The sequence below is a fragment of the Streptomyces sp. NPDC126510 genome (genome assembly GCF_040302345.1).
In the GTDB taxonomy this organism is placed as follows: domain Bacteria; phylum Actinomycetota; class Actinomycetes; order Streptomycetales; family Streptomycetaceae; genus Streptomyces.
The window spans coordinates 242491-252911 of record NZ_JBEORR010000013.1 but is presented as its reverse complement, the minus strand read 5'-3'; the positions used below and the strand labels follow the sequence as shown (position 1 = coordinate 252911).

Here is a 10421-nt window from a genome sequence, read left to right as displayed (position 1 = left end):
CTGGACTTCGCGCTGCAGTGCTCCCCGGACCACCCCTGGGTGCACAAGCACCCCGAGTGGTTCCACCACCGCCCCGACGGCACCATCGCCTACGCCGAGAACCCGCCCAAGAAGTACCAGGACATCTACCCCATCGCCTTCGACGCCGACATGGACGGCCTCATCGCCGAGACGGTGCGGGTGCTGCGGCACTGGATGGACGCCGGGGTGCGGATCTTCCGGGTCGACAACCCGCACACCAAGCCGGTCGTCTTCTGGGAGCGGGTGATCGGCGAGGTCAACCGCACCGACCCCGACGTGATCTTCCTGGCCGAGGCGTTCACCCGGCCGGCGATGATGCACACCCTGGCCCAGATCGGCTTCCAGCAGTCCTACACTTACTTCACCTGGCGCAACTCCAAGCAGGAGCTGACCGAGTACCTGACCGAACTGTCGGGTGAGGCCGCCTCCTACATGCGGCCCAACTTCTTCCCCAACACCCCCGACATCCTGCACGCCTACCTCCAGCACGGCGGCCGGCCCGCCTTCGAGGTCCGGGCCGTGCTCGCCGCGACGCTGTCACCGTCCTGGGGCATCTACTCCGGCTACGAACTGTGCGAGAACACCCCGCTCAGGGAGGGCAGCGAGGAGTACCTCGACTCGGAGAAGTACCAGCTCCGCCACCGCGACTGGGAGGCCGCCGAACGCGAGGGCCGCACCCTCGCCCCGCTGCTCACCCGGCTCAACACCGTCCGGCGCGAGAACCCGGCCCTCCAGCAGCTGCGCGACCTGCACTTCCACCACGCCGACCAGGAGGCGGTGATCGCCTACTCGAAGCGGAAGGGTTCGAACACGGTTCTGGTGGTCGCCAACCTCGACCCCCACCACACCCAGGAGGCCACGGTCTCGTTGGACATGCCGCAACTCGGCCTCGACTGGCACGAGTCGGTGCCGGTGCGCGACGAGCTCACCGGCGAGACCTACCACTGGGGCAGGGCCAACTACGTGCGCCTCGAACCGGGCCACCGCCCCGCGCACGTCTTCACGGTTCTGCGACCGTCCACCCCGGAGATCGGAGGGTCACCCACAACATGATCGTCAACGAACCCGTTCCGGACACCTTCGAGGACACTCCGACCAGGGACCGCGACCCGGAGTGGTTCAAGCGCGCCGTCTTCTACGAGGTACTCGTCCGCTCGTTCCAGGACAGCAACGGCGACGGCGTCGGCGACCTCAAGGGCCTGACCGCGAAGCTCGACTACCTCCAGTGGCTGGGCGTCGACTGCCTGTGGCTGCCACCCTTCTTCAAGTCACCCCTGCGCGACGGCGGCTACGACGTCTCCGACTACACGTCCGTGCTGCCCGAGTTCGGCGATCTCGCGGACTTCGTGGAGTTCGTCGACGCCGCCCACCAGCGCGGCATGCGCGTGATCATCGACGTCGTCATGAACCACACCAGCGACCAGCACCCGTGGTTCCAGGAGTCGCGCAAGGACCCCGACGGGCCCTACGGCGACTACTACGTGTGGGCGGACGACGACAAACAGTTCCAGGACGCCCGGATCATCTTCGTCGACACCGAGGCCTCCAACTGGACCTACGACCCGGTCCGCAAGCAGTACTACTGGCACCGCTTCTTCTCCCACCAGCCGGACCTCAACTACGAGAACCCGGCCGTGCAGGAGGAGATGATCTCCGCCCTGAAGTTCTGGCTGGACCTGGGCATCGACGGCTTCCGGCTGGACGCGGTGCCGTACCTGTACCAGCAGGAGGGCACGAACTGCGAGAACCTCCCGGAGACGCACGGCTTCCTGAAGCGGGTGCGCAAGGAGATCGACGCGCAGTACCCGGACACGGTGCTGCTGGCGGAGGCCAACCAGTGGCCCGAGGACGTCGTCGACTACTTCGGCGACTACCCCAGCGGCGGCGACGAGTGCCACATGGCGTTCCACTTCCCGGTCATGCCGCGCATCTTCATGGCCGTACGCCGGGAATCCCGCTACCCGGTCTCCGAGATCCTGGCCAAGACCCCGGCCATTCCCTCGGGCTGCCAGTGGGGCATCTTCCTGCGCAACCACGACGAGCTGACGCTCGAGATGGTCACCGACGAAGAGCGCGACTACATGTGGGCCGAGTACGCCAAGGACCCCCGCATGCGCGCCAACATCGGCATCCGCCGCAGGCTCGCCCCGCTGCTGGACAACGACCGCAACCAGATCGAGCTGTTCACCGCCCTGCTGCTGTCGCTGCCGGGCTCGCCGATCCTGTACTACGGCGACGAGATCGGCATGGGCGACAACATCTGGCTCGGCGACCGGGACGCGGTGCGCACGCCGATGCAGTGGACGCCCGACCGCAACGCGGGGTTCTCGTCGTGCGATCCGGGGCGGCTGTTCCTGCCCACGATCATGGACCCGGTCTACGGCTACCAGGTCACGAGCGTCGAGGCGTCCATGGCCTCGCCGTCGTCGCTGCTGCACTGGACCCGCCGGATGATCGAGATCCGCAAGCAGAACCCGGCGTTCGGACTCGGCTCGTACACCGAGCTGCCCTCGACGAACCCGGCGGTGCTGGCGTTCCTGCGCGAGGCCCCTGTTTCTGGGGAAGGAGGGGACGACCTGGTGCTGTGCGTGAACAACTTCTCCCGTTTCGCACAGCCCACCGAGCTGGACCTGAGCGCCTTCGAGGGGCGGCACCCCGTGGAACTGTTCGGCGGGGTCCGCTTCCCGGCGATCGGCGAGCTGCCGTACCTGCTGACCCTCGCGGGTCACGGGTTCTACTGGTTCAGGCTCCGCAAGGAGACCATGTGAGGCCTGAAAAGGCCTGTTGAGGCCCGATCCGCGGGACGGGCCGCAAACCCCGGCGGCGGGGCGTTTCCTCCGCCCCGCCCGGGGCACGCATCAGTAACACCCCGCCCACCCGCGTGAGCCGGAGGGGCGCCGTCCGGGGCCGGTCACAGGCACCGGAGGCGCACCACAAATGGGTGAAAGGACGCGACGCCATGTCGGAAGCCGTCACACGCACCGTCACCACCCCGCCCGGCCTTCTGCTCTCCCTGGATCCGCTGCTGCGGGAATGGCTGCCGCGGCAGCGCTGGTTCGCGGGCAAGGGGCGGCCGGTCACCGGGTTCACGCTGGTCGAGGCCACCGAGCTGCTCCCGGCCACGTCCAAGCTGGGGCTGTACCACCTGCTCGTCCGCGCCCATCAGCCCGTCGCGCCGTCCCACGGGGCGCCGGGTCACCCCGGTGACTGCTACCAGCTGCTGATAGGCGTGCGCGAGGCGCTGCCGCCTCGGCTGGCGCCCGCGCTGATCGGACACGTGCCGACGGGTCCGCTGGCCGGCCGGACCGTCTACGACGCCCTGCACGACACCCGGCCCGCCGAGCTGCTCCTGGAGGCGCTGCGCGCCCAGGCCCGGGTCGGACGGCTCCGCTTCGAGCGGGATCCCGGCCAGGACATCCGCTCCGGACTGGTGCCACGCGTGGTGACCGCCGAGCAGTCCAACTCGTCGGTCGTCTACGGAGATACGTTCATCCTGAAGCTGCTCCGCCGGATCGTGCCCGGGGTCAATCCCGATCTGGAGCTGCCGCTCGCGCTGGCCCGGGAGAACTGCCCCCGGGTGCCCGCGCCCACGGCGTGGATGGTCGCGGACATCGCTCCCACGGCCGACCCGGTCGTCACGGCGGGCCCGGGCGATCTGGCCGGACAGCCCTACGTCCTGGGGGTGCTCCAGCCGTTCCTGCAGGGCGCCTCCGACGGCTGGGAGCTGGCGCTGCGCGAGCTGGCCAAGGGCGAGGACTTCGGCGCCGAGGCGCGGGCACTGGGGCGGGCCACCGCCGAGGTGCACACCGCGCTGGCCCGGGCGTTGCCGACCGTCACGCTTGGTCACAGCCAGCTCGAGCTCATGGTCGGTGGCATGATCGAGCGGCTGGACGCGGCCGTCCAGGCGGTGCCCGCGCTGCGGCCGTACGCCCGGGGCCTGCGGTCGGCTTTCACGGCGCTGGGCGATCTGGCCGCCGAGGGCCGCACCTGGACCGCGCAGCGGGTGCACGGCGATCTGCATCTCGGGCAGTGCCTGCGCTCACCGTCCGGCGAGTGGCGGCTGATCGACTTCGAGGGTGAGCCGGCCCGGCCGCTGGCCGAGCGCCGCATGCCGCAGCCGGCGGTGCGTGACGTCGCCGGCATGCTGCGGTCCTTCGACTACGCGGCACGCTCGGCCGACCCGCCCCAGCCGGACTGGGCCGAGACCTGCCGCTCCGCGTACTGCTCCGGCTACGCGGAGGCCTCCGGCCGCGATCCGCGCACCGACCCGGTGCTGCTGCGGGCCTACGAGACGGACAAGGCGATCTACGAGGTGGTGTACGAGGCCCGGCACCGCCCCGACTGGCTGCCGGTGCCCCTGGCCGCCATAGACCGGCTCGCCTCGACCGGCCACCTGACCTGACCGACCCCTCGCCCTGGAGGCTCCGCCCGTGACCCCCCGCCCTGAGTCCAGCGGTTCGCGTCCCAAGGGGACCGCCGGGGAGAAGATCCCCGAGCAGCCCACGGCCGCCCAGCAGAAGAGCGCCGCGAAGAAGACGGCGGTGCCCAAACAGGCAGCGGCGAAGAAGGCGGCCCCCGCGAGGGCGACCGCCAAGAAGTCCGCCGCCGGCAAGACCACGGTCGGCCGGACGGTGGCGAAGAAGGCGGCGGCGAGGAAGGCCGCCGCCGGGAAGACGCCGGTCGCACAGCCCTCGGCGGAGAAGGCCGCTGTCGCCAGGAAGACCGCCACGAAGAAGGCGGCGGCCAAGACGACCGTGAAGAAGACGGCTGCGAAGAAGACCGCGGCCAGGACGGCCGTCGAGAAGACCGCCGCCGAGAAGGCCACGACGGTCAGGGCGACGGCGGCCAGGAACACCGCCACCAAGGCCGCGGCAGCGGACGTCACGGCTGCCGGATCTCCTGCGGCCGGGTCCACCGCGAAGAAGACCGCCACGAAGAAGGCCACCGCAAAGAAGGTCACGGCGAAGAAGGCCACCGCCACCGAGGCCCCCGCCAAGAAGGCCGCGGCGAAGAAGGCGCCCGCCGTAAAGACCCTGGCGAAGAAGACCACCGCGGCCAAGGCCCCCGCGGCGAAATCGCTCCCGAAGAAGAGCGCGGTCAAGAAGGCCCCGGCCCGGAAGGCGCCTGCCGGCAAGGCCACCGCCGGGAAGGCCGCTGCCGCCCAGGTCGTTCCGCCGGAGATGGAGGTCGCCGTCTCGCCCGCCGTCGACGCGGCGGACCGAAAGCGGCTGCTCGGCGGCACGCACCACGACCCGCACTCCGTGCTCGGCGCGCACCCCGTGCCCGGCGGCGTCGCCTTCCGGGCGTTCCGGCCGTACGCCCTGGCGGTGACCGTCGTCGCCGGGGAGCTGCGGGCCGAGCTGCACGACGACGGGGAGGGGTTCTTCTCGGGGCTGCTGCCGCTGCGGGAGGTCCCGGGGTACCGGCTGATCGTGGAGTACGAGGGCACGGTCCTGGAGACCGAGGACGCGTACCGCTTCCTGCCCACCCTGGGCGACCTCGACCTGCACCTGATCGGCGAGGGCCGGCACGAGGAGCTGTGGACGGCGCTGGGTGCGCACCCGATGACCCACGAGGGCGTGACCGGCACCCGGTTCGCGGTCTGGGCGCCGAACGCGCGCGGGGTGCGCGTGACCGGCACCTTCAACTTCTGGGACGGCGCCGGGCACGTCATGCGGTCGCTGGGCTCGTCCGGGGTGTGGGAGCTGTTCCTGCCGGACGTCGGCGAGGGTGAGCTGTACAAGTTCGAGATCACCCGCCCCGACGGCTCGAAGACACTGCGCGCCGACCCGCTGGCGCGCCGCACGGAGGTCCCGCCCGCCACCTCGTCGGTGATCACGTCCTCGGAGTACGAGTGGGGCGACGCCGACTGGGTGGACCGGCGCGGCGAAGTCCCGGCGCACGAGGCGCCGTTCTCGGTGTACGAGATCCATCTGCCGTCCTGGCGGCCGGGACTGACGTACCGCCAGCTGGCGGACCAGCTCCCCGGGTACGTGAAGAACCTGGGCTTCACGCATGTCGAGCTGATGCCGGTCGCGGAGCATCCGTTCGGTGGCTCCTGGGGCTATCAGGTGACGGGCTTCTACGCGCCGACGGCCCGGCTGGGCACGCCGGACGACTTCCGGTACCTGGTCGACAAGCTGCACCAGGCCGGCATCGGCGTCCTCATGGACTGGGTGCCGGCGCACTTCCCGCGGGACGCCTGGGCGCTGGCCGAGTTCGACGGCCGGCCCCTGTACGAGCACGAGGATCCGCTGCGGGCCGCGCACCCCGACTGGGGCACGCTGGAGTTCGACTTCGGGCGCAACGAGGTGCGCAACTTCCTGGTCGCGAACGCCGTGTACTGGTGCGAGGAGTTCCACATCGACGGCCTGCGCGTGGACGCCGTCGCCTCGATGCTCTACCTGGACTACTCGCGCGAGCCGGGCCAGTGGACGCCCAACGAGCACGGCGGCCGGGAGAACCTGGACGCGGTGGCGTTCCTGCAGGAGATGAACGCGACGGTGTACCGCAGGGTGCCCGGCGTGGTCACGATCGCCGAGGAGTCCACCGCCTGGGACGGCGTCACCCGGGCCACCCACCACAAGGGCCCGAGCGGCTTCGGCGGGCTCGGGTTCGGGCTGAAGTGGAACATGGGCTGGATGCACGACTCGCTGGAGTACATGAGCCACGAGCCGGTGCACCGCAAGTACCACCACGGGGAGATGACCTTCTCGATGGTGTACGCCTACAGCGAGAACTACGTGCTGCCGATCTCGCACGACGAGGTCGTGCACGGCAAGCGCTCCCTGGTGTCGAAGATGCCCGGTGACTGGTGGCAGCAGCGCGCCGGGGTCCGGTCCTACCTCGGCTTCATGTGGGCTCATCCGGGCAAGCAACTGCTCTTCATGGGGCAGGAGTTCGCGCAGGGCGCCGAGTGGTCCGAGGCGCACGGCCCCGACTGGTGGCTGCTGGACCCGGGGTACGGGGCCGAGCCCGACCACCGCGGGGTGCGCGATCTGGTGCGCGACCTGAACACCGTGTACCGGGCGACCCCGGCGCTGTGGCGCCTGGACACGGACCCGGCCGGTTTCGAGTGGATCGTCGGGGACGCCGCCGACGACAACGTCCTCGCTTTCCTGCGGCTGGACCCGGAGGGCGTCCCGGTGCTGGCGGTGTCCAACTTCGCGCCGGTCACCCGCCCGGACTACCGCCTGGGCGTCCCCGACGACGTCCCCGCCTGGCACGAGGCGGTGAACACCGACGCGGCCCGCTACGGCGGCAGCGACGTCACCAACCCCGACCCGGTCAAACCCGAACCCCTGGCCTGGCACGGCCGCCCCGCCAGCATCCGGCTGACGCTGCCGCCGCTGGCGACGGTGTGGCTGCGGCCGGCGTAAGGGCCGGGGAAGGGACAGAGCGTCGGCGGGAGCGGCTCACACCGCCGCTCCCGTCAGCGTGTGCGCGAGGTGGTCGGCGAGGGGAGACAGCCAGTCGCTGCGCGCGTTGCCGAGCAGGTGGTCGCCGTGCGGGACCGGCCGGTAGGTGCCGTGCGGGGCGAGGCGGGCCAGCGGCTCGCCGTTCGTCACGCCCGGGATGACGTCCTGGCCGCCGTCCACGACCAGCAGCGGGGCCGTGATGCGTGGCGCCAGGTCGGCGAGATCCACCCGACGCGCGAAGGAACGGGCGGCATCGGCCCCTCCTGCCCGCCGCGCCATGATGTCCCGCACGGGCGGGGGAAGTTCGTCCCAGTCGAGGCGGAAGGGGCCGCTGACGGTGGCGACGGCCGCCACGCGCGGCTCCAGCGCCGCGGTCCGTGCCGCGTAGTAGCCGCCCAGGCTCAGGCCGACGAGCCCGACGCGTGCGACGCCGAGTGCGGCGACGACCCGGCCGACGACCTGCTCGTAGGCCGGCGTGAGGGTGGTCGTGGCCGCGAGGGCGCCCTGTCCGGGTCCGTCCATCGCGAACACCGCGAGCCCGCGGGCCAGCAGCGCCGACGCAAGATCGAGGAACTCCTCCTTGGCCGAGTCCAGCCCGGGGACCAGGATCACCGTGCCGGGGGCGTCGGACGGGCCGCGCAGCCAGCCGGTGAAACCCGTGCCGCTGACGCGCCGCGCACCGGGCTCCAGCACGGTCAGCGCCCGGCTCAGCGCATGGTCGGCGGCCGCGGCGGCGCGGTCCGCCCGCGCGTAGGGGGCGAGCGTGGCGAGGTGGAACCAACGGGCCGCCATCAGCAGGTGTTCTCCCGCGGAGACGGACGACCCCGCCCGCTCCGCGCGCTCGACGCAGGCGTGGCCGGTGCGCGAGAAGGCCGGTCCCCAGTCGGCGACGGAGGCGAGGGCGGCCGTGACACGCCGGTACTCGTGGGGGTCGACGCCCGCACCGGTGGCGCGGGTCCACTGGGCGGCGGCGAACTCGGGGGCGTTCATCGGGTTCCTCCCGTCAGCAGGACGGCCTTGCCGCGTATCCGGCGCTCGCGCAGGTCGACCAGCGTGCCGGCGGTGTGGATCCAGTCGGCGGTCCTGCCGATCTCCGGGTGCAGCCGGTCCTGTTCCACGAGGCGCACCAGCGTCGCGAGGTCGGGGCCATAGGGGGCGCCGGCGTAGTGGAAGTGCTGGAGTGTCACGCGCTCGGGGCCGCCGAGGAGCGCGAAGAAGTCGAGGGTCGCCGGGGTGCGGCTCGCCTGGCCGAACCAGACGACCAGCCCGCCCGGGCGCGTCCGGGTGAGAGCCGCCGGCAGGTCCGGCCCGCCCGTGGACTCCAGCACGACGTCGAAGAGCCCGTCAGCCGCCGCCACCTCGTGCACCACCTCCGCGCCCATTTCCCCGAGCCGCTCGCCGCGCTCCGGCGTGGCCGTCACCGCGGTCAGCTCGGCTCCGGCTGCGACGGCCAGTTCGGTGACGTAGTGGCCGACCCCGCCCGAGGCGCCGGTGAGCAGCACCCGTGTGCCGGCCAGGGAACCGGCCGTGCGCAGCAGACGCAGGGCGGTGATGCCGGCGAGGGGCAGGGCCGCCGCCCGGACGCTGTCGACGCCGTCCGGGAGGGGGGCGAGGGAGTGCGTGGGCACCGCGACGTACTCGGCCCAGCCGGCCTGCGCCGGGTGTGCGACCACGCGGGTGCCGATGGCGGGGCCCGAGCCGTCGGCCGCTGCCTGCACGACCAGTCCCGCGATGTCCTTGCCCGGCAGCAGCCCCGGGCGGGGGTGTTCGAGGAGGAACGTCTCGCCCCGGTTCGGCGCGAACGCCTCGACCTTGACGAGTGCTTCGCCGGGCTCCGGGACGGGCGGGGGAACCTCGGCGAAAACGACCGGACGGGCCGCCTCCCCCGTGGGAATCAGTCTTCGCATGCCGGACATGCAACCTTCGCGGCCGCCCCGTGATCCAACAACGAACGGGCGGGACCGACAACGTTCGGTTGTCGCCCGAGGTCTAGGGTGGGGAGCCATGGATCTCGACATGGCGCAGGTACGGGCCTTCGTACGCGCCGCCGAGGAACTGCACTTCGGGCGGGCGGCCGGCACGCTCGGCCTCTCCCAGCAGGCGCTGTCCAAGCGGATCGCGCGGCTCGAATCGCTGCTCGGCACCGTGCTGTTCCAGCGTGGCGGCCAGGCGGTCGGTCTCACGGAGGCGGGGCGGCGTTTCCTCGCCCCGGCGCGGCAGGCCCTGGCCGCGGCCGAGTCGGCCGTCGCGGCGGCCGTGGGGACGGACCGGCCCCTGCGGGTCGACGTCTGGGGGCACCTCTACGCGCCGATGCGGACCCTGGCCGGGGTGACCGCTCGTGCCGGGGACCTGGTGCTGGGGCACGGCCGTGATCTGCCGTCGGTGACGGCCGCCCTGCTGCGTGGCGACATCGACGCGGCCTTCGGCCGGGTGCACCCTCCGCTGCCCACCGGGCTGGCGCACCGTCTGGTGCGGCTGGAGCCGGTGGACGCCGTGCTGGGCGCGGACCATCCGCTCGCGGCCGAACCGGCCGTGCGTCCCGAGCAGTTGCGCGACGGTGTGCTGTGGGCACCCGGGACGCTGGACCGCCTCGACTTCCTCCACCGGTTCGCCCGGCGCTTCGCCATCCCCACCACGGCCACCACCGTCAACCTGGGCCTGGCACCCTTCCTGGCCGAGGTGGTGGCGGACCCGCGGCGCTTCTCGCTGCTGCCCGCCGACGTGCCCCTGCCGGACGTACCGGGGTTGCGCTCCGTCCCGCTGGTCGAGCCCACGCCGTTGTACGCCTGGTCGCTGCTGTGGCGCACCGGAAGCGGGCACCCGGGGCTGGACGCCCTAACCACCGCCCTCGCCGCGCAGGCGGGGCCAAGCCGGTGGCTGGAGTACGATCCGGCGCGCGACTGGCTGCCCGAGCCGCCCGCGAACGGGCACACGGGGCAGGCGGGGTGAGCCCGTTTCCTGTGACAGGGGTGTGACCGGAGG

7 protein-coding genes are annotated in these 10421 nt (G+C 72.1%); 5 read left to right on the top strand and 2 right to left on the bottom strand.

Annotated features, from left to right (window positions below; translation table 11 throughout):
• The 4 genes from ABTX60_RS20965 to glgB form a co-directional block, all read left to right on the top strand.
• A partial coding sequence (locus ABTX60_RS20965; RefSeq protein ID WP_502992359.1) for an alpha-amylase family glycosyl hydrolase occupies nucleotides 1–1074 on the top strand: 1074 nt, incomplete at its 5' end.
• Complete coding sequence (gene treS, locus ABTX60_RS20960) at nucleotides 1071–2789, top strand: maltose alpha-D-glucosyltransferase (RefSeq protein WP_352098497.1); 1719 nt, start codon at nucleotides 1071–1073, stop codon at nucleotides 2787–2789. The genes ABTX60_RS20965 and treS, both read left to right, overlap by 4 nt.
• Before the next feature lie 191 nt (nucleotides 2790–2980).
• Nucleotides 2981–4423, top strand: a complete 1443-nt coding sequence (locus ABTX60_RS20955) for a maltokinase N-terminal cap-like domain-containing protein (RefSeq protein ID WP_352098496.1) — start codon at nucleotides 2981–2983, stop codon at nucleotides 4421–4423.
• Nucleotides 4424–4451: 28 nt separating this feature from the next.
• Complete coding sequence (glgB, locus tag ABTX60_RS20950) at nucleotides 4452–7400, top strand: 1,4-alpha-glucan branching enzyme (RefSeq protein ID WP_352098495.1); 2949 nt, start codon at nucleotides 4452–4454, stop codon at nucleotides 7398–7400.
• A 36-nt stretch (nucleotides 7401–7436) separates the two neighbouring features.
• Here glgB and ABTX60_RS20945 read toward each other — a convergent pair whose 3' ends face one another.
• Nucleotides 7437–8429 carry an alpha/beta hydrolase family protein gene (locus ABTX60_RS20945; protein ID WP_352098494.1) on the bottom strand — a complete coding sequence of 331 codons (993 nt, stop codon included), beginning with the start codon at nucleotides 8427–8429 and terminating at the stop codon, nucleotides 7437–7439.
• Nucleotides 8426–9346, bottom strand: coding sequence for a zinc-binding dehydrogenase (locus tag ABTX60_RS20940; protein ID WP_352098493.1), 921 nt, complete (start codon nucleotides 9344–9346; stop codon nucleotides 8426–8428). Before ABTX60_RS20940 ends, ABTX60_RS20945 begins: the two co-directional genes overlap by 4 nt.
• A 97-nt stretch (nucleotides 9347–9443) precedes the next feature.
• On the opposite strand from ABTX60_RS20940, the gene ABTX60_RS20935 reads away from it, so the two are divergent.
• Complete coding sequence (locus tag ABTX60_RS20935; protein ID WP_352098492.1) at nucleotides 9444–10388, top strand: LysR family transcriptional regulator; 945 nt, start codon at nucleotides 9444–9446, stop codon at nucleotides 10386–10388.
• The last annotated feature ends 33 nt before the right edge of the window (nucleotides 10389–10421 follow it).